The sequence below is a fragment of the Glutamicibacter halophytocola genome (genome assembly GCF_001302565.1).
GTDB classification, from domain to species: domain Bacteria; phylum Actinomycetota; class Actinomycetes; order Actinomycetales; family Micrococcaceae; genus Glutamicibacter; species Glutamicibacter halophytocola.
In genome coordinates this window covers 1,487,453-1,511,973 of the sequence record NZ_CP012750.1, presented here as the reverse complement: position 1 = coordinate 1,511,973, position 24,521 = coordinate 1,487,453, and the positions used below count along the sequence as shown (strand labels likewise).

Genomic DNA, 24,521 nt, shown 5'->3' with positions numbered 1-24,521 from the left:
CGCTGGAATACCCAGCACACAGCGAATGCCGGGTCAGCCTTGTGGCTGGCCCGGCATTCGCTGTGTTTACCGAGGGCTAGTGCGTCCTGCGGCGGTAGCGGAGCAACATCAATGCCCCCGCGATGATGACCATCGAAGCTGAACCAACCAGCCACAACAGTCCTTCATCCATGCCCGTTGCTGCCAATGGCGCTGGCCGGGCTGGCGGTGCTGCAGGTGGTGCCGGCGGAGCCGGAGGTGCAGCCTGTGGTGCTTCGGAGCAAACCTCCACGTCCACGGAATCCGAGTTGTTCTCATCTTGCGATGCGGATTCTTCAACGGTGGCGGTATTGGTCCACGTCTGGCACTTGCCGGCGACACCGGCCAGGTCCATGGTGTACGTGAACTTCTTGCTCTTCTCATCGGCGGTTACGGTGCCCAGTTCCCTTGCGTGATCCGGGTTGGCGTAATCGTCGAGAACGGTTACTTTCTCGTCCTGGACCTCAGCGGCTTTGAAGTCCAGCGGTGCAGTGGCGCTGACCGACTGAGCATCCCCATTCTCATCGCTCCAGCTGATATTCACCTTGTTCTCTTGGCCGGTGTAGTCGGCCTCAGCCACAGGTTCGTCGAACGAGCAGCTGTAGTGCAAGGTGATAGTTTCCCCAGCTGGGATGGTCAGCTTGCCGTCGTTCAAACCTTCAACGGTGCAGGTGGACGATTCCAGCGAGATCTTGTCTTCCACAAGGACTTCGGTGTCCTTGAAGTCGTTCGGATTCGCTACGGTAATCTCGCCGCTAACGGTGAATTCTTGATCCTCATATCCCTCCAGCTTGGCCTCAACCGTGTAGTCGGCTTTGGCATGTCCATCGGCTTCGACCTTGAACTGCGTCTGCTTGGCGTCTTTGAGAACTGACCAATCGTAGTCTCGCAGATACTGGGCATTGGCGCTCTTGGCCACCATCAGGCCCTGCTCGATGCACACCTGCAAATCAACACTTGATTCGTCTCTGCCGTTGCCATCCGTGTCCTCGTGGACAGCTGCGGTATTGGTGTAGACCGTGCATGTTCCTTCCTCGGGTTCGACCGTGAGTTCGTAGTCGAATTGTTGTGGCGACTGCAGGACATGAACTTCGCCGAGAACCTTCGGCTCTCCGTCTGGGTTCATCATGTCATCGGTGACGGTGACTGTCTCATCGGTGATTTCATCAGTTTCGAAATCAATCGATGCTTCAGCGCTGACTTCTCGTCCTTCAAAGGTTGCCGTCACGGTATTGACGGCTCCTTCAAAGGCCTCGGTGGTCAGCCAGCTGGCCAGGTCGCATTCATACCGGGCCCCCAAGTTTTCTCCGGCATTGATGACAACTTGCAGGCCAGCTGCGGCTTCATCGGCATCCATTGCGTCAATCCTGCAGGTGACGCCGGCGGTGTTGGCCTGATCAGCCAACGTAGCAGTGATGGAATCAAAATCATTTGGATTCGAAACCAGGACTGTTCCAGATAGCCGCAAGTTCTTTTCGGCTACCCCAGTGTTGCGTGCTTCCACGCTGTAGTGGGCGTTGAGCGTTCCGTCCTCGTTGTATTCGAGGCGGCTTTGATCCAGCTGCTTCACGACGTCCCATTCGTAGTCCAGATCCACCAAAGCCTCGGCGGTCTTTTCCAGTCCCAGGGCCATCTGTCCGCAGAGGGTGACCGTTGTGGAATCATCGGCACCGGTCTGCTCGATCACCGCGGTGTTGGTGAACTCGGTACAGGTGCCAGCCTGTGCCTGGTGACGCAGGGTGTAGTCGAAATCAATTGGAGTGCCTTCGGCATTCCACATTGCTTCGCCCAGGATCACTGGCTCATCAGGGTTGGTCTTGTCATCCATGACGGTGACCTGCTTGTTGGTTTCTTCATCCAACAGGTAGTCAACGGGAACCGTTGCAGCAACCGTGGAATCTTCGCCCCAGGTGGCAGTGACCGTATTGCTGCCGGAGAGTTCTTGCGGTTCTCCGGTGCAGCTATATGGAAGCTGAACTGTGGCGCCATCGCCGTCCTGGCCTACCGGAAGCGGAACCTGCAATCCTTCGGTTTGCGGGTCGCTGTCCTCGGCCTGGATGGTACAGGTGACTCCCTCGATACTGATTTCATCAGCCACGGTTGCCACCGTGGAGGCTGATTCAAACCGGTTCGGGTTGATCAGGGTGATCATGCCGTGAACCTCATGCGCAGAATCTTCTACGCCCTTTGGCACCGCCGACACGGTGTAGGAGAAGTCCGCAGTTCCGTCTTCAGCTACCGTGACTTCCGTGCGGTCCACCTTCTTCTCGAGGTCCCACAAGTAGGTCCTGTCGAAGCTGGCTTCAGCATCCTTGGTCACCATCAAATCAAGCAAGCCGCACACTTCTACGGTGACTTGATCCCGTGGATCCTCGCCTGCTTGGATATCGATCCACGCAGTATTGGTGTAGCTGGCGCATTGGCCGGCTGGTGCGTCATGCTCCACGGTGTACTCGATGGTGACTGGCGAGTCATCCACACTGACGTTCCGCAATAGCACCGGCTCGTCCGGGTTCGATTTGTCGTCCCAGATGCCCACTTCCCGATCGGTTTCGACATCAAGCGCGAACTCGATAGGCACCTGCGTGCTGGACTCCCTTTCATCGCCCCAGCTGACTGTTGCGGTGTTGGTGCCGCCGCTGTAGGAGGAAGAATCCACCCCGGCAGAGACATCACAGCTGTATCCAACATCTATGCTGCCGTTGGCCGGTATGGTGACCGCCGGCTGCGACGTGGTGCAGATGATGCCGTCCAGATCCACGGTGTCCTGGACCGTGGCATCGATGCTGGTGTACTGGTTCGGGTTGGTGATCGTGATGACTCCGTCCAGCATCCATCCCGAATCCTCATATCCAGTGTTTTCCACGTTGATCACGTAATCAATCGGCGCGGCCCCCTCGCCATCAACGGTGACCTTGTCGTCCTGGCCTTCAGCCAGTGACTTCTCAATCGTCCACTGATGGGTGCGGTCGTAGCTGGCCTCAACGCTCTTGCTGATTTGAAGGGCTGCCTCGCGGCAGGCCTGGGCAAGTTCATTGTCCGTGGCGGTGAATCCGTCATCACCGGTGAGGGTGGCGACGTTTTCAAAGACTTGGCAGGTTCCCGCCTCGTCTACGGTCCAAGTCACCGAGTAGTCCCGGCTTTGGACTCCATCTTCAACATTGACCGTCCACTCAGGATCAAATTCATGGCGGCTGTCGGTGATGGTGACAGTGTCGTTCAGCGGTGTCTGGGACCAGTCGTCTTCCGTGATTTCAACCGTGGCCGAGTCATCACCGTTGATGGTATTCAGTGCCTGGGCATCCCAGTCCACCGTTGCGGTGTTATGGCCGTCATAGGCCGGCTGGGACTCGAAGGTGCACGAATAGGTCATGACCCACTGGGTCCCGGCTGGTATCACGGTTTGGAATCCCGGCTCTTGCGCAGACATGTCGGCTACGGCTTCACCTTGGACCGACGTGATGGTGCAGGCTACTTCCCCGCCCACATCAGCAAAATCCTGCACCGTGACTGGCGCGTCTTGCCAGTCGTTAGGGTTGCTGACCGTGATCTCGCCGCTCATTGCCCAATTGCCATCTTCATGGCCTTCAGGAGTAACGGTGACCCGGTACTCGGCAGTGACCTCGCCAGTTTGCGGATTTGCTGCCAGCGGTTCGCCGGAAAGCAGTTCCTTTTCAAGTCCCCAGATGTAGGAACGGTCGAAGGAGGTGACAACGTTCTTGGAGATGTCCATGTCCGCTCCGGCACACACCGTGGTGGTGGCGGTTGCGGTATTTTCTTCCCCTTGCTCCGTTGCCTCGTTGACCACGGCGGTGTTCGTGTAGTCGGTACAAGTGCCGGCCACTCCCTGGAGCTGAACATCGTATTCGAAGGTCACCGGCGAATTCTGGACGGTGGCGGTGCCCAGCGAAACTTCTTCGCCGGGAACTGTCTTGTCATCGATGACCTCGACGCTGTCATCGGTGAGCTTGACCTGCTCGAATTCGAACTCCACAACATCTTGGGCCTGGCGTTCCTGGCCCCAGGTCACGGTAGCCGTGTTGTCGTAGACCGAGCTGATATCGGTACCTGCCGGTATCGAGCACTCGTAATCAAGCACGATGCTTTGCCCGTCTGCGAGCACTACCTGGAAGCCGTCCATGGATTCATCGGCGTCAGCACCGAGTATGGTGCAGCTGGCCGACGGGATGGATACCAAGTCGGTGACCGTACCGGTCAATTCGCCCACCTGGGTATTCGGGTTGGAAATGGTGATGCTTCCCGAAACCTGCTTGGACGAATCCTGCGCGTCTCCAGCGGTGGCTTTCACCGTGTAGTGGGCGGTGACCGTGCCATCTCCGGCCACGGTGAATTGGCTCTGGTCTACCTGCTTCTCAACAGACCAGTCATAATCCCTTTCATAGCTGGCCGTCACATCTTTGGTGATAGTCAGATTCTTCTGATCACAGATGCTGACATCTTGTGAATCGCTGACGTCATCTCCCGTGAGCACCACCCATGCGGTGTTGGTGAAGACCAGGCATTGATCCCGCGGCACTTCGTAGGTGGTCTCGTAGGTGAATGACTTCGGTGCCTCTGCCTGGTTCACGGTTCCCAAGAGCGTGGCTTCGCTTTCAGGGTCCGCATTGTCATCGAAGACTTCGACAGATTCGTCGATGGCCTCATCGAGCATGAACTCAATGGGCACCGGCTGGCTTTCAGCTTGTTGTCCATCGCCCCAGGTAACCACCGCGGTATTGCTATGGCCGCTGTAGTCAGCTTCGGTCACCTCAGATGCGTCGCACGTATAGGCAACAACAACAGAGTCGTTGCGTGGCACAAGTTGCTGTACCCCGGCCAGATCTGGATTGCTGTCCTCGGCATTGATGGTGCATTCGGCAAGCAGCGTGTTCTGATCGCTGACCGTGACCTCGATATCTTCGAAGTCATTGGGGTTGTTGACCGTGATGCTGCCTGAGATCTGCTGATCAGAATCGGTGTAGCCGGTGTTGTCCACGTCAACCGTGTACTTCACCGTAGCTGTGCCGTCTTCTTCTACGACAACGTCAGGTGATTGGCCTTCGGCCAATTTCTTGTCGATGTCCCAGAGGTAGGTTCGATCGTAGGATGCCTGCACGTCCTTGGTAACCGTGAGGCCAGCCTCGTAGCAGCCCTGGACTTCGGCGTCATCGCTTTTGACCAGCTGGTTGCTGCCGGTGATCGTTGCGGTGTTCATGAAGTTCTGGCAAGTTCCTGCGTCCTCCACCGTCCAGGTGTAGGTGTAGGTCTTTGTCTGCACTCCATCCGAATAGTGGATAACCCATGCCGGGTCGAACTCATGCAACGGGTCAGTGACTTCGACCGTGTCGTTGAGTGGAGTCTGCGTCCAGTCATCGGCATTCACCGGAACGACTTCCTGCGCACTGCCCGAAGCGGTGAATGCTTCGTCAGCAGACCAAGTCACTTCGGCAGTGTTGCTGCCCTCGTAATTCGGCTTGGACTCAAAGGTGCAGCTGTAGTCGAAGGCCAGCGTCTGCCCGGCCGCAATCTCGATTTGGAAGCCGGCTGTTCCTGGGTCGGCATCCATGATCTCTGGATGGCCAACGACGCTGACCACGGTGCATGCAGCCCCACCGCCAACATCCACCTGATCGCTGACGGTGGTTGAGACCGACTGCCAATCATTGGGATTTTCCACGGTGATTTGCCCGCTCATGGCCCAGTCGCTATCCGAGTAGCTTTCTGGGGTGACGGTCACCGAGTATTCAGCTGTGAATTCGCCAGTTTCCGGATCCGCGGTATATGGCTGCTCGCCGATGGCGTCCTTGACGATGCTCCAGTCATAGCTCCGGTTGAAGCTGGATACGACGTTCTTGGTGATGTTCAGGTCCTGGCCCAAACAAACTTCCACAGTTGCGTCATCCGTCAAGACCTGGCCGTCGTCCTCAGCCAAGCTTGCCGTATTCACGTAATCGGTGCACTGTCCGAGAACCCCGTCCCAGGTGATGCTGTAGGCAAAGGTTTTCGGGCTGTCCGCGACGGTGACAACATTGCCGCCTTCAACCGATGAGAGGTCGAATTCGCTGTCCGTGACAGTGACTTCGTCATCGGTCACCGTTGGGGTGACTGTGGCGAAATCGTAATCAGCTGATGCGCTCGCCTCGCCGTCGGTGCCGTAATAGGCATCGGCATTCCATGTCGCGCTGACAGTATTGGTGCCAGAGCTCGATGCGCTGGTCCCTTCTGGCAGATCGCATGTGTACGTGTAAACAGTCTCGCCCGGATCTACAGTCACCGGATTGCTGATCGGTGATCCTCCGGCGGAGATGACGCAGTTGGCCCCATCCAGCTGGTCGCTGAGCGTCACGCCGCTGATCGCTGCATCATTGGGGTTATTGACCGTGATGTTCCCGGAGAGCTCGAAGTTGTCGTCCTGGGCGTCGCTGGCGGTGGCTACAACGTTGTAGTCAACCTCGACTCCTGTTTCCGAGGAGTTGACCGTGGCATCTTGTCCGTCGGCCAGCGACTTTTCCAGCTGCCAGTCATAGTCCCGATCGAATGATGCCTTGACGTCCTTCTGAAGGGTCAATTCCTTGTACGTCGTCTTGCTGTTGACAAAGGTACAGGTAACTTCCTCGTTATCGCTCAACTCGAAGCTGATAGCTTGGCCAGTACGGGTGGCACCGCTATCTGTACAAGAGATATCGGACAAGTTCCACCCGGACGGAAGGTCTGCTTCAGTGACGGTTACCGTGGATGGCGTTACCGTATAGGTCACCGAGTCCGGCAGGCTTGCTCCGGTGTCAGAATCAGCACTGTCGTCAAGACTGAATCCGGTTGAATTGCCAAAACGGTTTTCGTGAATCGTGAAGTCAAAATCGGTGCCATCAGCCGGTGTTGCATCTTTGACGATGGTCACCTTGCCAGCCTGGACTGCGCTGGCTTGAATTTGATTATCGCGCTGACCAGCCGATTTGCAATTCAAGGACTCAATATAAACATGGTAGGGAGAACCATTAATTGATGAGGCGCCTGTTCCCGGGCCGTGATCAAGCTCTGATGCAATGTGGGCATCAAAGTACAGGGTCACGTTTGCCTCGTCGCCTTCTTCCCCATCAACCCAGAGGGTGACATAGACAGTGTCCTGGCGGTCATCGCCGGAGCCGGGCACTACGGTCCAGCCAGTAATCTCTGCGCCATCGACGGTTTGGTTCAGCAATTCGTCATAGGCCCACTTCCCCGCCTGTTTGACCTGGTATTTGAGAACGAGCTCGTTCTCGCCTGCGGGCAGGGTCATTTGAATTCGCTGATGGACAACTCCGCCTTCATACAGGCCGTTGTTGATATTGCCGTTGGCGTAGTCGGCCATCACATCGTTCTTTTGCATGAACGTGTTGATCGAGCCCATGTCCTGGTTGTAGTCACAAGTGACAGGCTCGCCTGGTTCCAATGCGGCCGCAGCGACTTCTAAGGCTTTGGCCTCAGCTTTCGTGGATTCGGCAGCCGATTCCTTTGGAGTAGGACTTGGCGCCACTGACACCTTTGTAGCCTTCTTGGTGACCGTTGCTTTTGATTCATCTGCTGGTGGCTCAGCTTTAACGGCCGGCGCCTGGATGGTTTTTGGCTCATCTGCTTTGGCGGGCGCTGATTTCTTCACGGGCGCCGGCGACTCGGATGGCTCTGCTGCTTCGGTTTCCGGTTCCACTGCCGTTGAGCTTGGTTCCGATTTGAGAGCGGGAGTTTCCGCGGATGTCCCCGTGCTTCCTTCGGACTGTTTTGACGCGTCCGCAGTCGTCTCCTCCGGCGTTGCGACCGTCTCTGTTTCCTGGGTTTCGACCCCGGCGGTTGGTTCGGCAGCCACGGCCAAACCTGGAATTGTCACTGCAATACACAACGCAGTTGACGAAATTACCGCTAAAAGTGGCTTTAATAGTTTTTTGGATATTATATGAAAGCGCAAAAATGGCATAAAGGCGCCGCGCCTTTGATGCTTAGACATCTTTCCCCCAACAAGAATGTCTGCGGCAAATCATCCGGCGCAGGAGTGATCTACCAAATGAGCGTACGAAGTAGAGGCCCTGACCTGCATTTTAAGTGGCCAAACCTCAGTGCAGTCACCCCAAGTGACTCAACGGCTCAGGAATAATCCCCAATACATCTAAAGATGCGAAATGAATGCGAGTGTTTCAAAGCGTCTTCAAATCCCCCAATTCGAGACAACGATATGGCGATAGACTACGCTCACACCGTGGCTTTTGCCAGCAAATCTCGGGAAAAACATCAGCAAAGAATTGAAGGATTCATTGGATTTCCCACAACAAGAATTAAGTGCCCATGTCGAACGAGCATTGCCGGCTACGAATCCCATCTGATGGACTGCTTGCAAGTCGCTCCACGCCCTCGATCTTGCTCCGCACCACTGCACTCCGTAGATCCGTTGATGAGCTGCGATTCGCCGGGAGCGCCATCGCTCCTCGGGACTCGAAGCTAACATGCTTCTGGGGTATGCCAAACATTATCCTGCCTATAGTGCCTTGGGGTTTGGCTCGGGCCGGATCAGTGGCCGACGCCATGCCGGAATCGCACCAATCCGCACACGCACCTAGCTGCGCAATTGTTGTCCATTAGGCACCACGTGCCTGCAGAAACTGGATCCTTAACAGCAGTGCGAGTTCGGCAGTATCAACGGGCCCGCACGTGCAACATCAAAGAATACTTCGCGCACCTTATTTTCGAAACGGGAAAGAAACAACTCACATGGACCGACGCGGGGCTGGAACCGTGACCATCATCGGGCCGCCCGTCACCGGATCTGGATGAATCTCGCAGTTAACGCCGAATGCAGCGCCTAGGCTCTCCACAGTGATGACTTCATCCGGAGCACCGCTGGCCAGCACTTTCCCCTCATGCATCAGCACCACAGTATCGGCGTAGCGCATCGCCTGATTGATGTCGTGAAGCACCGCAATCACCGTTTTTCCTGTATCACGTTGCATGGCGAAGAGATCAAGTAGATCTACTTGATGCGCAACGTCCATATACGTGGTCGGCTCATCCAATAGCAAGATTGGCGCTTGCTGGGCCAGAGTGGTGGCCACCCAAACGCGTTGACGTTGACCGCCGGATAGATCAGAAAGTCTCCGTGTCGCCAGGTCCAGAGTCCCAGTAGACAGCAACGCCTGGTGAACTGCCGCCTCATCTTCCTTACTGTGCTGCGCAAGCAGCCCCTGATGAGGAAAACGCCCCCTCGAAACCAGCTGGGCGACCGTGATTCCGGACGGTGCCACCGCCTGTTGACTCAGTAGCGATACCTCACGCGCATACGCCTTGGGTTTAAAGGAATCAATAGCCAGATCACCCAGCAGGATCTGTCCCGAAGTAGGCTTTAGAAGTCGCGCCAGCGCGCTGAGCAATGTCGATTTTCCACAACCATTGGGGCCGATAATCGCTGTGAACTTGCCTGGTTCAAAGGACAAATCCAGTGATTCAATTACAGGTACGCGGTCGTACCCCAAACGAACTGCTCGCACCTCAAGCTTTCCCGCATCCACCGGCTCATGGCTTTTGACGGAGGCCCTAGTCGAGTACGCCGGGCCTGGCACGTGCTCCGCTTGTTCCGTATCTAGTGAACTCATGAACGGCTCTCCCTAACCAACAACCAAATTAAATACACGCCGCCTAGGCAAACCGTCACGATACCGACCGGCAGCTGGACGGGCATGAATGCTACACGGGCAATGGTGTCTGCCGACACCAAGAGCAGCGCTCCCAAGCATCCGGCCGGGAGCAGATCCAACTCTGACCTTCCGGTTAACCGGGCGGCGATCTGCGGAGCAACCAAAGCGACAAAGGCAATGGGTCCTGCTGCCGCAGTAGTCACGGCCACCAAACCGACGCCAACGATGACCATCGAGGCACGCAAACGCCGCGCATTGACGCCTAGCGAAATCGCCAAGGCATCACCGCACTCCAAGATGCGGGCTTGCCGTTGCAGGGATACCGCTGCCACGGCAAATAGTGCGATGCCAACTAAAGATGGCCCCAAGACCGAATTGCTCACCGAGTTCAATGATCCAGATCCCCAGACGGCGGCCGACATGGCCACCTGGCGTTGAGCGGCTAACAGCATAAACGTGTTGGCCGAAGCCAGCATCGCCCCGACACCGATGCCAACCACGATGAGCCGGAAACCGTTGACACCATCTCTGCTTGCGATGATGAACACCAAGGCGGCAGCGAGCAAACCTCCGAGGATAGATCCCATGGCAATCTGTGCAGCACCGGCGGTAGTGAATAACATGAGAGCCAAGGCCACCGTGTACGCTCCGGAGCTGAATCCGATCACGTCCGGGCTGCCTAATGGATTGCGAGTCAAAGACTGGAACATCGCACCGGAAATGCCAAGTGCAAAACCGAAGACCAGAGCCAGGAGCACACGGGTCAATCGCCAATCACGCACGACGACCTCATAACGACGTTCAGAGTCTCCCAACAGGGCAGGCAGGAGCTGGTCAAAAGGCACACGGATGTCGCCCAAAGCCAGCGAGATAAACCCGGTGAGCAAGGCTGCCAATGCCAACACGGAGGCAACCAACGCTGAGGTGCGGTCAACATGCCAAGTCCACCGGCCCAACCCGATTTGGATTTCCCGACGCCCTGTAGGGACAACTATTCCCTGGGCGGCAGCCTGTTCTACAGGCGATGGAAGGCTAATAATGCTTTTGCTATTCACAGCGTGCTCGCCTTCTTTCGGCGAGCCAAGATCAAAAGCATCGGCGCCCCCACGAAGGCCGTGACGATGCCGGCCGAAACCTCTGCATGGGGAAGAATGATCCTGCCAAGGATGTCCGAGCCAAGCAGGAGGACCGGAGCGAGCACCGTGGTGAAAATCAGAATCCACCCCTGCTGGACGCCAAAGAGCCACCGCACCACATGCGGAATCATCAAACCGACAAATCCGATTGGGCCCGCCAAGGCAGTGGCAGCTCCGCACAAAAGCGTCACCGAGGCAATTACAGCAATACGCACCGGGGCGATACGCACGCCCAAGGCCTTGGCCGGAGCATCACCCAAAGCTATCGCATTCAGCGAACCGGCACTGCACAGCGAAATTAGAAGCCCCGCCGCAACGAAGGGCACGATCACCATGACCGTGGAAAGCTCATGTCCATTGAGGTTTCCGGCTGAGTACACCCGCATCATGTCAAAAATTTGTGGCCTGAGTAAGACGAGGGCCGTGGTGACGCCGGAAAGAACTGCGCCAAAAGCGACACCGGCTAGCACCAACGTGGCGGGTTCTGCACTGCGCCCGCGGCGCGACAGGGATAGGCCATACACCGCGAGGGTGGCCACCAAGGCTCCGGCCAGTGCCCACCATATCGAAGCCATGACGGAGAGGGAACCGAGGAAGAAGCTGGCCGCAACCAGTGAAAATTGAGCTCCGGCGTTCACCCCGAGGATGCCTGGATCCGCCAGGGGATTTCGAGTTAGGGCCTGAATCAGCGCTCCGGCTACACCCAACGCGATTCCCGCCAACAAGCCCAATACGGTTCGCGGGATTCTCAATTGCCTGATGACCTGGACTTCTTCTGAATTCAACGATGGCTCCACGATGCTGCGCCAGGCCACCGACAGATCTATATGCCGGCTGCCAAAAGCCAATGAACACAATATGATAAAGGCAAGGAGCAGCAACAGGCCGACTAGCCAGGCGAGTTTAGCCCCGGTGGAATCCACCTGGCTGCCTGCGGCAGCATGTTTAACCGTGCCCTGCGACGCATTCGTCTTCACCTGCAGTACTGAGGCTATGGGCGGTGCATCTTTGGTATTGGCACGTTGCGTGGAGGCCGCCATGATCATAATCCCAAGCGCGCAAGTTCAGATTCGTAGGCAATAAGTGCTTCGTCCTTGTCTTCAAAACTGTCCCACAGTGCGTCCAGGGAGGATTTGGTCGAAGCATCCAAGGCATCCCACCTTTCACGCCATTTTTCTGCCTGCTCCACCCAGTAGCCGATCACCTTGTACTGGGTGTTGGGCCAGCGCAGTTCCCGATGCAGCATCTTGCGAATTTCCCGCAACGCTGCGGATTGACCGGCCACCCACACGTAGGGACGCGGCTCGCCATCGACCAGTTGTTCCACAGCTTTGCGGGCAACCTGAGGAAGTACGCTTGGGGCTACCCCATTGCCTGCCACAATCCACTGGACCACCAGCTGAGGCACGTGCGAGAGATCTAGACGAGACGAATCGTCGGGAATTTCCACTACTAGTTCGGTACGCATCCGGGCATCACTCAGTTCTGCAATGCGCACGGCCGCAGGCAAACCAGTCAGGTCACAGATCAGCACTTGTGATGTAGCATCTGGCGGGCACTCATAGAGGCCCGTGGGCGAATTAAGCCCTATCCGGTCGCCAACTTGCGCGTCAAGCGCCCAGGCGGCTGCAATGCCGCCGTCGTGGACCACAAAGTCAATTTCGATCCATCCGTCGCCGGCTTCGCGGATGGTGTAAGTGCGCATCGGCGCATCGGGCTGTCCCTCGACCGTGCGCCAGCTATCGCCATCAGCGACCGGCAGGCTGAGCAGGTTGCGATCTTTGGTGTGGGGGAAGAAGAGCCTGACGTATTCATCGCCAATGCCGGTGCTGGTAAAACCGTGTACGCCAAAGCGCAATCGCTTCAATGTGGGCGAGAGATGATGAGTGGATTGAACTGTAGCTTCAAAGATTTCCATTGGCTGATCCTGATGATGCGATGCACCAGCGATATTTGGGGTCACTAGTGATTCAGAGGCTGATGTGTGTTGGGGAAGTTTAGCTTGGCGACCGGATGGCCGGAGCGGGCAATGCAAATTTTCAGTACCGCGCCCGGCCACCGGGCACTCCTGGCCTACTTGGCTAGATCGCTGCGTACTTGATCCATGAACGCTACGGCGCCAGAGGGCGAGCCATAGGTCATCTCCATGTTGTACGTGTAGATCCGGTTATTTTTTACAAATGGCAGATTCTTCCAATATGGCGACTTCTCCATGGCGGCAATGGACTTGTCTAGCTCTGCTCTAGCATCGTCGCCTACACCCATGGACATCCATACGGCGTCAACATTCTTGAGCTGGTCCAGCTCCTCCAAGGACAAGCTCAACCCCTTCTGCTTGCTCAGTTTTTCGGTCTTCAAGCCGATCGTGTCGAAGACACCGCACTCCAAGTAGGAATAGCAGTCGACATTGACCTTTCCGTCCCAGTAGCCCAAGGTAGCGACCGTCAGATCCCCATTGCCCGCCGCGTCTATGGACTTCTTGGCTTCTGCGCCGTGTTCTTCATAGGCGTTCAACCATTGGTCGTACTGTTCTTGGCGGCCCAAGTCCTTGGCAGTCCGCTCGAAGTGCGACTGCCAGCTTTCACCATCAAAGGCGTTAGTCGTATAGGTCGGCGCGATCGCTGCGAGCTTTTCGTGGACTTCGGCGTCGTAGCCCAGCCCATTGAGGATGAAATCAGGCCCTGCACCCAATACCCGCTCGTAGTTGAATTCCGGGTAGTTGGCAAAGGGGGTCACCCCACTGAGTGCTTCCTGCGGAAAGTAGTCGGGGAACGTCGTAAACCCGGAATCGCCGCGGATTGGCTGCTCCGCGGCCAGCGGTATCCCAAGAGTGGCCAAGATATCAACGTCGGTGGTGTAGAAGCCCAATGCGGCGGCCGGCTGGTTGTCCAAGCTCACCTCATGGCCCTGCGGGTCCACCGTCTTCAGTGGCGCTTGATCCGCTGATGGCGAGGCGTCTTCGGCGGCTTGGCCCGAAGTTTGTCCGCAACCGGTGAGTGAAAGGGAAGCGAGCGCCAATAGCGCAGCAGGCGCCATGAAGGCTCGCGGGGTAATCCGGGGCATGCGAGTGATCCTTAGGAATGGAGGGGTGAGTGAGCGCGGGGCCAGTAGGCCGCACAGCTGGATGAACTTAACATAGGCTAACCTATGTTAGTTACGAATCATATTTATAACATATTATGAATTGCATGTCCTCATCTCGCCCAGACGGGCCCCTGCTGTTGCGTTCCCTGCTGATCGCGGAACGCACCCGAATCATCGCTGCGGTTGCCCTCCTTTCCTGTTGGACCGCTGGCGAAGCCCTCGTCCCTGCATTGATCGGCGCAACCATCGATCATGCGATAGCCGGTGGTGCACTGATCCACCTAATCCTCTGGCTCATCGCCTTGGGACTGTGTTTCGCCATGCTCTCCTTCGGCTACCGATTTGGCGCCCGACTAGGAAATTCAGGAATGAACCGGCAGGTCTACCTCCTGCGCACACGGATTGCCGAACATGTCCTATCCCCGGGGTATCGGCCACGAACCGCCCGCATGCCAGGAGAAATCGCCACCATCACCTCGGTAGATACCGACGTCTGCGCCTCAGTCATTCGCCAAGCCTCACTGGGCTTCAGCGCACTGGGCGGCCTACTAGTCTGCGCCGTGTACCTGATCTGGGCCAACCTGTGGGTGGGCCTGTCGGTCCTGATCATCACCCCCTTGGGCATGGCGGCACTTCGCTGGCTCACTCCACGGCTGAGCAAGGCCAGCGATAATCTTCAATCCGATATCGCTGCGTCAGGGGCCGCTGCCGCCGATCTCATGGCCGGGGTGCAAGTGCTGCGCGGAATCGGCGGGCACGACCAGGCTGCCGCTCGCTACCGTGATGCCAGCCAACGCGCCGCCACCGCTGGCATTGTTTCAGCATCCGCGTCCGGACGCATCGATGCTGCTCAGGTTCTGGTTTCCGGGACGGTTTTGCTTGCCGCCGCAGGCCTGGGTTCCTGGCAGGTGGCCGCGGGCTCCATGAGCATCGGAGCATTGCTGGGCGTCATGGGCGTCGCACAGTTCCTGTCCACTCCCCTGGGCACCTTGGTCTCCACAGTCGAGGCCCGCACCCGATCGTTGGCCGCAGCCGAACGTGTTGCAGCGTTGCTGGCAGACGGTGCGAATCCATCGGGGAAACAACGCCCGGTGCCTCGTTCAGATTCCACCCTGTCCATCGAATGGCCCGCAATAGCGGAAAGTCCACTCACCTTTATGCCGGGTGGCTTCACAGTGCTGGTTTGCGCAGAAGATTCCCTGCGCGCACAGCTTGCCACGATCTTCAGCCTCGGCTCCTGCGAGCCGAAAATGACTCAATCTTCGTCCGCACCGGGTCCTCGCCTACTGCTCGACGGGATCGACATTTCACTGATCGATCCGGCCTACCTTCCACTCCTGTTGCGCCTCGCCCCGCATCAGTCGCATTTGATTGAAGGCAGCATCAGGGAAAATATTCTTGGCGCAGCGCCGCTTCCGGACCCGCGGACGCTGCAGCTGCTGCTTAGTGCCAGCGGCGTTGACGAACTACTGGAAAACTATCCCGAGGGCATTGAGCATCTGGTAGAGGGACGTGGCTTCAACCTTTCCGGAGGGCAACGACAACGGGTTGCCCTTGCCCGTGCTCTGGCGGGTGGTCCTCTGGTCAGGGTGCTGCAAGAACCCACCAGCGCAGTGGACTCGGTGACCGAAGCGAACATCGCCCAAGGAATACTCCGCTGGAGGGAACATGCCCAAGCGACCGGGACAAGTGCTGGAACCCTGCTCATCCTGAGCACCTCTCCGACCTTGCTGGCCACGGCCGATGAGGTAGTTTTCCTTGACTGCGACGGGTCGATCACCCGCTCCACGCACCTGGATCTCCGTGCGAAACCAAACTACGACAAGGTGGTCAGCCGATGAGCCCAAGGCCTGAGAACACTGATCTGTCACAGCCGGCACTGCCCACCGCCAGTACTGCTACCGCTTGGCGGACTTTGGGCCGCACTCTTCGCCCGCAGAAGTGGCAGATCATATGGGCATCGCTGATCACCTTGGCCTCCTCGGCAGCGGCCATGCTGCCGTCCTTCGCCATCGGCATTCTTGTTGATGCGCTGGGATCCAACGATCCCTACCCCACGGTGGCCAGATGCCTGCTCGCCATAGCAGCCTCATTGGCATGCGGTGCGGCGCTGGCGTGGTATGCCCGAGTGCTCTACGCGAAGATCGCCGAGCCTGCGGTAGCAACCCTGCGCGAAGACGCCGTGGACCATGCACTGAATCTGGAATCAGGGATCCTGGAGCGTGCCGGTGACGGCGAGCTTGTCTCGCGCGTGTCAGATGATTCTCGGTTGATTTCCCAAGCGGTAGCGTGGCTCTTACCGGCCTTCTTGTCTGCAATTACCCTGCTGGTGCTCTCGGTGCCGGGGCTTTTCACTCTTCATTGGGTATTAGGGCTTTCCGGAATGATCGCCATTCCGATGTACTGGCTGTCCTTGCGCTGGTACCTCCCGAGAAGCGCGCCGCTATACCGAGAAGAACGGGAAATCATGGCCCGTCGCACCAACACTTTCCTCAATGCATTCCACGGACGAGTGATGCTGCACTCTCAAGGTTGGGCGCATGCACAGGTTGATGCGCTGGAAAGGGCAAGCTTCGATTCGCGCAGTGTGGCAGACCGAGTATTCCGCATGCTCACCCGATACTTCGCGCGCAATAACCGGGCAGAATTTATCACGATGGCAGCTTTGCTGACTGCTGGGTTCTTCCTCGTGCGGGCCGATGCAACCTCGGTGGGCGCGGTCACCACTGCAGCCCTGCTCTACCATCGGCTGTTCGATCCGATTTCCGAGGTAGTAACGCTCTTTGACATGGTTCAAGAGGCGGGCATCGCACTTCGTCGCGTAACAGGCGTTCTCTTGGCCAAGCGTCGCAAGCCCAGAAGAACCTTGTCGGTTCCCAGCGAGCTCTCGTCCTCCAGGGGGCTAGTTCTTCGCGGAGTCAGCCACCATTTTGAGTCGGGAGCCGCGGTGCTCAGCGGGCTTGACTTGTTCTTGGCAGATGGGCAATGCGTGGCTTTAGTAGGCACCACCGGCGCGGGGAAATCCACGGTGGCACGGATCTTGTCCGGCATCATCGAACCTACAGGTGGCGTGGCCGTGTTAGATGGCAAGCAGCTCATCTCGTACGAGATGACGAGCCTTCGAGAGAACGTAGCACTCATCTCACAAGATGCGCACGTCTTCTCCGGAACAGTGCGGGATAACCTCACTCTCGGAGCACCTGCACCATGTTCCGAAGTTCAGCTTCAAGAGGCGATAGGCACTTGCCATGCCCAATGGATAAACGATCTGCCACAAGGATTGGACTCCATGCTGGGTTCCAATGGCCACCAGCTCACCAGCCATCAACAGCAGCACCTGGCACTGGTGCGTATTGCTGTGCTAAATCCGCGCATCGTCATCATGGATGAGGCCACCGCCGAGGCAGGTTCTCGTAACTCGCGCGAATTAGACAAGGCCGCGAACGCGCTAACAAAGGATCGAACCACGCTCATCATCGCTCACCGCCTATCGCAGGCGAGAAGCGCCGATCGAATCATCGTGATGGACCACGGGGAAATTATCGAAGATGGAACTCATTGGCAGCTACTAGCCGCCAATGGCAAGTACGCCAAACTTTGGAGAGCCTGGGAAGGCTAGGGAACCTTTCTCTGGCGACTGGCCAAGCAGCGCAGCACGAAGTGGTTCCGCCCGAATTCCTGGCGGAACCACTTCTTCTTTGGACGTCGAGGGGCATGCCAGCGATGCGGGCTAGGCGGCAAGAACAGCGCGATCGATGCCGTGGACGGCGCCTGATAATTTCGAGTGGGCCAGATGCCACATAGCTAGAACCAATGACGCGATATTCCATTTTCATGCCAGGCATGCCCCATAAGATCCTCTAGGGGCATTTCTGGCTATAGATCAGCATCAGGTATCAGCGACACTGCAGAATTGGCCCCTGCGCTGGGTGCTGCTCATTTCCCCGCCCTGCCGCTGGGAAGCCGCCCCGCAATCCAGACACACTAGGCAAATACCTTGGGCCTCTTTGGCATTCTTCTAAATAGTCCAACAGATCATTTATAGTTCAAGCATTCAAGGAAACTTCCGTGAATATCCACTCGCACTCACTTCAGGGAGAACTTCATGACACTATCCGCTACTCGCCGGATTCGCAGCGCAACCGCGGGCTTCGCAATCGGCGGCCTGCTACTGGCGGGCACGTCGCCAGCGCAAGCAAGCGAACGGCCGATCGACATCACCGGCTACTCCGTTTCGTCCATCACCGTGGACGATTCGAATTGCCATTATGTCTCAGTCAAAGCATCTTCGAAGGTCAAGAGCGACTACGAAGACGCGTACGCATTCATCGATGTCACCCGAAATGGCGGCCTGGTTGATTCGCTGTGGTTTGAGAACCGCAAGGTGTCGGACCGCGCTTTAATCTGCCCCTCGTGGGACGGACTGGGCACCTACAAAGTGGGACCAGCCGATGTATCAGCTACCTACAGTTACTGGGACTCGTACTTTGGGTACCAGGACACCGATTACGTTGATTACACCGATCGGACCAGCAAGAGCTTCCAGGTTCGCGGCAAGACCAAAAGCACGCTGGCAGTGAAGCGCACCGGCAACAAGGTAACGCTGACAGCCAAGGCCCAAGTGTATTCACCGGAAAAGTACCGCTACGCCCAGTACAACGCCAAGCAGGCCAAATTCCAGGTCAAATCCGGCAACTCATGGAAGACCTTGAAAACGGTCTCGCTCAAAAAAGGAACTGCCAAGTTGACCCTAAAGCAGTCAAAGAAGAAGGCCTACCGGTTGTCCATTCCGACCGCTTCCTGGGCGACTTCCACCAACAGCAAGTCCGTGTCCAAGTAGGAGCCATCAGCATCATGATGGGCACGCCACAATGAATTACTGAATATCTTGAAGCCCGGATCACCGCTGATTCGGGCTTCAAGATTATGAGCCAGCATTTTGCGGGACTGTTCCCCCTAACTACGATCTACTGCCCCTGGGAGCTTGGGACGCGTCAGCACCGCGCCGCCAGAACTCACACCGCACACCCATAAACTAGCACTTGACCTGACGTGTAAAAGTCTAGAAAAACAAATAACAATATGGATACTATCTGCGTACCAGCTTGGTATTACCTGAGCGTTTTGATAAAAAGATAGGATGAATAGAGATGTAGCATGAGCCAACGACGCGTCTTCAGACGCATCATCCTGCCCAGCGCGTGGTTAATCATCGGCGCGCTGATTGCCGTCAGCTTAGTAAAACTAGCCTTCAGCGGGAGCTCTCCAGCAGCCGACGACCAGCTTTATCCTTCTGGTGAAATCCCGGCGGAGACTGTGGTCGTCGAAAAAGAGACGATCAAGAACTCTCTTTCAATTCCGGGAACCATTGAGCTCGTCGAATCCCAGCCCCTGACCGCGCCCTCCACTGGCGTCGTCAATTGGGCCTTTGTGAAGGTTGGCGACAACGTCAGCCAAGGCGACAAGATCTTTCAGATTCGCGTCGAAAGTTCGACGGAGCCGGCAACAACAGAGGAATCCTCAGCCGAAGACCAGCCGCAGGCAGACGCAGACGCAGACTCGGAAGCCCGCTCGCCGGAAACGACCGTCTCCTATCACGACGTTTATTCCCCAGCCACAGGAAAAATTGGAAAGTTCGAAATCGAGATCGGCGATGACGTCGAAAAGGGCGCAAGCCTCGCGGCGGTGCAGCCGCAAGGCTTCCACGCCGTGGGAACGATCAAGGCCCTGGATCGATACCGGATCATGGATGAAACTCTTGAAGCCACCGTCAGCATTGAAGGCGGACCTGAGCCCTTCACCTGCAAAAACCTCAGCATCGGGGACTCTGCATCAAAGAACGTAGAACCTGAAACACCTGGGGAAGACGCTGAAATGGCTGATCCTGCTGTTGATGCGCAGGGCGAATCGAGTTCGGGCAGTGAAATTTCCTGCGATGTCCCCGAAGACGTTGTCGTATTCGACGGCCTGGATATGAACATGGACGTCAATGCGGGTTCCGCTAACGATGTGCTCACCGTGCCGGTGACCAGCGTGCGCGGGCTCGTTGGCAAAGGCGCCGTCTGGATCCTGAACGGCGAAGGCAAGGAGATCCGCACCGAGGTAGAACTCGGCATCACCGACGGCAAGGTGGTGGAGGTCCGCTCCGGCCTCAAGGCAGATGCCGAAGTTCTGCGATATGTCCCGGGATCGGCCCCTGCCGTTGAGATGGATCCGGGCATGGAGATCATTCCCTGATGAGTGATGCCCAGCTGCTAAAGCTCGAAAATGTCACTCGCAGCGTATTGCTGCCCGATGACAGCGAGCTGCACATTTTGAACGGCATCAACTTGTCAGTTTCCGAAGGTGATCACATCGCCATTGTTGGACGCTCGGGCACCGGCAAATCCACCTTGCTCAATATCCTGGGCCTATTGGACCGGCCTACCTCGGGCAGCCTGGCATGGCGTGGACAAGATGCCACCAGGCTCAGTGCCCGGCGTGCAGCCCATGCGCGCGGCCGCGACCTCGGTTTCGTATTCCAGCAGTTCAATCTGCTGCCCGGGCGCACCGCCTTGGAGAATGTCATGGCTCCATTGATGTATGCCTCCGGCCGTGATTTCTGGCGCCGGAGAACCCTCGCGGCCGAGGCCCTGGAAAAGGTGGGGCTCGGTGCCCGCTTGGACTCGATGCCGCAGACCCTCTCGGGCGGTGAGCAGCAGCGCGTGGCCATTGCCAGGGCGCTGGTGCGCCGGCCGCGAGTTGTCCTGGCCGATGAACCGACCGGCGCTTTGGATGTAGCTACCGGCCGGGCAGTTATGGAATTGCTGGACGCCGCTACGGTCGAATCTGGCGCCGCACTGATCACGATCACCCACGACATCAATGTCGCGGCACTGGCCCGCGAGCAATTCCGCCTGGAAGACGGAATGCTCAAGACCATGGCACAGGAGGTGGCGCGGTGAATTCCTTGCCAAGACTCTTCACCGGATTCGTGGCGGCACTGCTGGAAGCTTGGCAGGAACTGCGGATCCACAAGCTGCGCGTCTTGTTGTCACTGGTAGGCGTCACCATCGCCGTGGCATCGTTGACCACGGCAGTTGCCGGAGCCGGCATGGCACAGCAGCTGATGACCGAACAGCTGGAACGCAATGGCCGGCCGGCACTGATCAATACCTACGCCTTTAGCGAGCAGGGCGAGCAGCTCCCTTCGGCCAACGCGCAGGTCGCCAACGCCTTCACGAAAACCGCTGAGCGCTTTGACGTTGACTACGCGTCCGTGGTTTCCCGGACTTACGGCTTCAAAGCCTCCGCTCAAGGTGCCACCATCGACTCCGATGTCATGGTCGTGGATCCTGATTACGCTCCGATTCACCGGATCTTCGCGCAGCATGGCCGTTGGCTGGAATCCGAAGATGCGCAGAACCTGGCTCCGACCGTGGTCGTGGATCGGACCCTGTACCAGGAGCTGGAATTGGACCAGGGGCCACTGCCCGCCTCCATTGAAATGAATGCAGGCGCGCAAAAGGTGTCGGTCACGGTGATTGGGGCGACGTCAACCAGGGATGGCGGACTTGGCGGACAGATGTGGATGCTCCCGCAAACCTATGACCATTGGTTTGCCGCCACCTCGCCATTGGCTGATGCCAGCTATGAAATGTGGGTCCCCATTGAAGGATCCGAGGAGTTGGCTGCGCATTTCGCCGTGCAAATGCAGGCCGAGCTTCCCGGATACTCTGTCGAGTCCATGCGCTCCGACTATTTGTCCTGGGGCGGGGATGAGAGCCTCCAGCAATTGGCCATGGTGGCCGGCGGGATTGCCGGGATCATTCTCCTGCTTGGATCCTTGAGCCTGCTGAACGTGGCCATGGTGACCATGAAGCAGCGCATTCGAGAGGTGGGCATCCGTCGCAGCTTTGGCGCCACGACCGGCAGGGTCTTCTTCTCGGTGATGATGGAAAGCGTTGTCGCCACCGCCGTTGCCGGCGGCCTGGGCGTGCTGATTTCCGTGGCCGTGGTGACCAACCCGAAGGTAATCAATATGATCGTCGGCTCTGGCATCGATCAGATGCCCGCGTTCCCCATCGGGGCTGCCCTGGCCGGCATCGCGGTTTCGATCGCCGTTGGCGCGCTGACCGGTGTTCTCCCGGCGCTCGTGGCCGCGAGGGTGCGGATTGTCGATGCGATTCGCGTGTGACCGAACGTGATGTGAAGCGAATCGGCCGCACCGGCTGAAGGCGCCGTTCAAAGTATTCCACTTTGGACGGCGCCTTTGTTTTACCCCGCCGTTCCGCGGATTGCCCGTCAACGGCGGTCAATCGATCAAGAACTTTCCTTGGCCTTCTTGACAGCGGATGAGATTGGGAGCACACTGATCGTATACGATTTGATGTACGAGATGATGTATGACGAAAGCAGGACGATCAACGGTGACCACTACTGTCCCAGTAACCGAAGAGACCTTCGCCCAGGCAGGCAAAGTTCTGGCCGTGCACCTGAGCTACTCCTCCCGCGCGGCACAGCGCGGCCGTACCCCCAAATTCCCGAGCTACTTCATGAAGGCCAGCAGCTCCCTGGCTGCCACCAATGGCACGGTTGAGCGTCCAGCCGGCACCGAGCTGCTGGCCTTCGAGGGCGAAATCGCGCTGATCATTCGCACCGCCGCCCGCCGCGTCACGGTAGAAGAGGCCTGGAGCCACGTCGGCTCGGTCACCGCCTCCAACGACCTGGGCGTGCATGACATGAAGTACGCGGACAAGGGATCGAACATCCGCTCCAAGTCCGGAGACGGCTACACCCCGCTGGGCCCGAACGCGCTGGACGCCGCCGCCTTGGACCCCGCCAAGCTGCGCGTGCAGGCCTGGGTCAACGGCCAGCTCGCCCAGGACGCCACCACGTCCGAGCTGCTGTTCTCCTTCGCGCAGATCATTGCAGACCTCTCCCAGCAGATGACCCTGCAGCCCGGCGACATCATCCTCACCGGAACCCCCGCCGGCTCCACCGTCTTCTTCCCCGGCGACGTCGTGGAAGTCGAAGTCACCGACCTGATCACCGGCACCACCACCGGCAAGCTGAAAACCACGGCCACCGAGGGAACGGCCGCCTTCGGCTCCTTCGGAAACCAGCCCAAGGCCAGCGACAAGGACAAGGAAGATGCCTACGGCGACCGTGCTTCGGCCGGCCTGCCTCCGGTGGTCACCGGCAAGGACGTGCTCACCGACAAGGTCCGCGAGCAGCTGGCCTCGGTAGCCACCGCCACCCTGTCCGCCACCCTGCGCAAGCGCGGGCTGAACAACGTCAACATCGAAGTGCCCGGCGCGACCAAGGGCATGCAGCGCGTCATCGGCACCGCCCGCACCCTGCGCTACATCCCCAACCGAGAAGATCTCTTCAAGGCCCACGGCGGCGGATACAACACCCAGAAGCAGTCCATCGACTCGCTGGAGAACGGTGAAATCCTCGTCATGGAAGCCCGCGGCGAAACCGGCTCCGCCACCCTGGGCGACATCCTGGCACTGCGCTCCCAGCAGCTCGGCGCGGCCGGCATCATCTCCGATGGCGGCGTGCGCGACCTCGACGCGGTCTCCAACTTGGAGATTCCGGTCTTCTATAACGGAGCCCACCCGGCAGTCCTCGGGCGCAAGCATGTGGCCTGGGACAAGGACATCACCGTGGCCTGCGGCGGCGTTTCGGTCCAGCCCGGGGATGTGATCGTGGCCGACTCGGATGGCATCGTGGTCATCCCGCCAGCGCTGGTGGAAGAAGTCGCCGCTGAAGCGGTGATCACCGAATCCAATGACGAATTCATCTTCGCCATGGTCAAGCGCGGCTACGGCATCGAGGGCCTGTTCCCGATGAACGCGCAGTGGAAAGCCAAGTACCACGCGTGGAAAGACGCCGGCAGCCCGGAGCTGGACTCATGGGCACTGTAACCTCAGCCTCGAAGTCCGAGGCCGCCTACCAGCTGGTCTCCGAGCGCATCACCAACGGCGCCTACTCCCCGGGCTACCGCCTGGTGCTGGGGACCATCGCCGATGAGCTGGGCTGCTCGGTCGTCCCGGTTCGCGAGGCCATCCGCCGGCTCGAAGCCGAGGGCCTGGTCCACTTCACCCGCAACGTCGGGGCGACCGTGGCCCATGTGGATTCGACCCTGTACCTGCACACCATGCAGACGCTGATGATCATCGAACCGGCAGCCACCGCACTGGCCGCCGGCTCCATGGATGCCGCATGGCTGGCCAAGGCCCGGGAGCTGAACGAGAAGATGCGCCAATGCCTGGAGGACTTCGATCCGGTGGCATTCACCCGGATGAACACCGAATTCCACCAGCTGCTCTATGGGCAGTGCCCCAACCCGCACATCCTGGATCTGGTGCAGCGCGGCTGGCGCCGGCTGGCTGCCATGCGGGCCAGCAGCTTCACGCATATCCCCTACCGCGCCCGTGAATCCGTCAAGGAGCACGACGCGCTGCTGGATTTGATCGCGGATCACGCCACCCCGGCCCAGATCGAGGCCGCCTGCCGCGAACACCGCGCCCACACCCTGAACAGCTATTTGAAAGCCGCTGGCATGGAACCCAGCGCGATCTAGGCAACCCGCATTTTTCACGACACACCGGCATCCACGCCGGAATCAACAACACTAGCG

The 24,521-nt window shown here is 58.3% G+C and carries 15 protein-coding genes; 9 read left to right on the top strand and 6 right to left on the bottom strand.

Going from position 1 to position 24,521, the window contains the following annotated elements; genetic code table 11:
- Nucleotides 1-76: 76 nt before the first annotated feature.
- A complete protein-coding gene (locus AOZ07_RS06995) occupies nucleotides 77-7,384 on the bottom strand; it encodes a prealbumin-like fold domain-containing protein (protein ID WP_194943824.1) in 7,308 nt (2,435 codons plus the stop codon).
- 103 nt (nucleotides 7,385-7,487) lie between these two features.
- Between AOZ07_RS06995 and AOZ07_RS18755 the strand changes: the two genes are divergently transcribed.
- The gene (locus AOZ07_RS18755) at nucleotides 7,488-7,949 is read left to right on the top strand and encodes a hypothetical protein (RefSeq protein WP_194943823.1); all 462 of its coding nucleotides are present in this window, start codon (nucleotides 7,488-7,490) and stop codon (nucleotides 7,947-7,949) included.
- Between the two features lie 801 nt (nucleotides 7,950-8,750).
- Here AOZ07_RS18755 and AOZ07_RS06990 read toward each other — a convergent pair.
- Genes AOZ07_RS06990 through AOZ07_RS06970 form a run of 5 tightly spaced genes read right to left on the bottom strand, consistent with a single transcriptional unit; the run spans nucleotide 8,751 to nucleotide 13,873 of the window.
- Nucleotides 8,751-9,632 (bottom strand): ABC transporter ATP-binding protein, encoded by an 882-nt coding sequence (locus tag AOZ07_RS06990; protein ID WP_060701352.1) that lies wholly within the window; start codon nucleotides 9,630-9,632, stop codon nucleotides 8,751-8,753.
- Nucleotides 9,629-10,729: a FecCD family ABC transporter permease gene (locus AOZ07_RS06985; RefSeq protein ID WP_236995284.1), complete on the bottom strand. Its 1,101-nt coding sequence runs from the start codon at nucleotides 10,727-10,729 to the stop codon at nucleotides 9,629-9,631. The genes AOZ07_RS06990 and AOZ07_RS06985 overlap by 4 nt, the downstream gene beginning before the upstream one ends.
- Complete coding sequence (locus tag AOZ07_RS06980) at nucleotides 10,726-11,850, bottom strand: FecCD family ABC transporter permease (RefSeq protein ID WP_084793384.1); 1,125 nt, start codon at nucleotides 11,848-11,850, stop codon at nucleotides 10,726-10,728. Before AOZ07_RS06980 ends, AOZ07_RS06985 begins: the two co-directional genes overlap by 4 nt.
- A gap of 2 nt (nucleotides 11,851-11,852) precedes the next feature.
- Entirely contained in the window at nucleotides 11,853-12,869 is a 1,017-nt protein-coding gene (locus AOZ07_RS06975; RefSeq protein WP_194943822.1) for a siderophore-interacting protein, read from the bottom strand.
- 14 nt (nucleotides 12,870-12,883) lie between these two features.
- A complete protein-coding gene (locus tag AOZ07_RS06970; RefSeq protein ID WP_060701350.1) occupies nucleotides 12,884-13,873 on the bottom strand; it encodes an ABC transporter substrate-binding protein in 990 nt (329 codons plus the stop codon).
- A gap of 125 nt (nucleotides 13,874-13,998) precedes the next feature.
- On the opposite strand from AOZ07_RS06970, the gene AOZ07_RS06965 reads away from it, so the two are divergent.
- The 8 genes from AOZ07_RS06965 (at nucleotide 13,999) to AOZ07_RS06930 (ending at nucleotide 24,464) form a co-directional block, all read left to right on the top strand.
- Entirely contained in the window at nucleotides 13,999-15,735 is a 1,737-nt protein-coding gene (locus tag AOZ07_RS06965) for an ABC transporter transmembrane domain-containing protein (protein WP_060701349.1), read from the top strand.
- Nucleotides 15,732-17,513, top strand: a complete 1,782-nt coding sequence (locus AOZ07_RS06960; RefSeq protein ID WP_075972436.1) for an ABC transporter ATP-binding protein — start codon at nucleotides 15,732-15,734, stop codon at nucleotides 17,511-17,513. Before AOZ07_RS06965 ends, AOZ07_RS06960 begins: the two co-directional genes overlap by 4 nt.
- Nucleotides 17,514-17,999: 486 nt before the next feature.
- Nucleotides 18,000-18,734 carry a hypothetical protein gene (locus tag AOZ07_RS06955; RefSeq protein ID WP_060701347.1) on the top strand — a complete coding sequence of 245 codons (735 nt, stop codon included), beginning with the start codon at nucleotides 18,000-18,002 and terminating at the stop codon, nucleotides 18,732-18,734.
- A gap of 317 nt (nucleotides 18,735-19,051) precedes the next feature.
- Nucleotides 19,052-20,131, top strand: coding sequence for an efflux RND transporter periplasmic adaptor subunit (locus AOZ07_RS06950; protein ID WP_060701346.1), 1,080 nt, complete (start codon nucleotides 19,052-19,054; stop codon nucleotides 20,129-20,131).
- Nucleotides 20,131-20,838, top strand: a complete 708-nt coding sequence (locus AOZ07_RS06945; protein ID WP_060701345.1) for an ABC transporter ATP-binding protein — start codon at nucleotides 20,131-20,133, stop codon at nucleotides 20,836-20,838. The genes AOZ07_RS06950 and AOZ07_RS06945 overlap by 1 nt, the downstream gene beginning before the upstream one ends.
- Entirely contained in the window at nucleotides 20,835-22,070 is a 1,236-nt protein-coding gene (locus AOZ07_RS06940; RefSeq protein WP_060701344.1) for an ABC transporter permease, read from the top strand. Before AOZ07_RS06945 ends, AOZ07_RS06940 begins: the two co-directional genes overlap by 4 nt.
- Nucleotides 22,071-22,278: 208 nt before the next feature.
- Entirely contained in the window at nucleotides 22,279-23,805 is a 1,527-nt protein-coding gene (locus tag AOZ07_RS06935) for a fumarylacetoacetate hydrolase family protein (RefSeq protein ID WP_060701343.1), read from the top strand.
- Nucleotides 23,793-24,464 carry a GntR family transcriptional regulator gene (locus AOZ07_RS06930; RefSeq protein ID WP_060701342.1) on the top strand — a complete coding sequence of 224 codons (672 nt, stop codon included), beginning with the start codon at nucleotides 23,793-23,795 and terminating at the stop codon, nucleotides 24,462-24,464. Before AOZ07_RS06935 ends, AOZ07_RS06930 begins: the two co-directional genes overlap by 13 nt.
- Nucleotides 24,465-24,521: the final 57 nt, after the last annotated feature.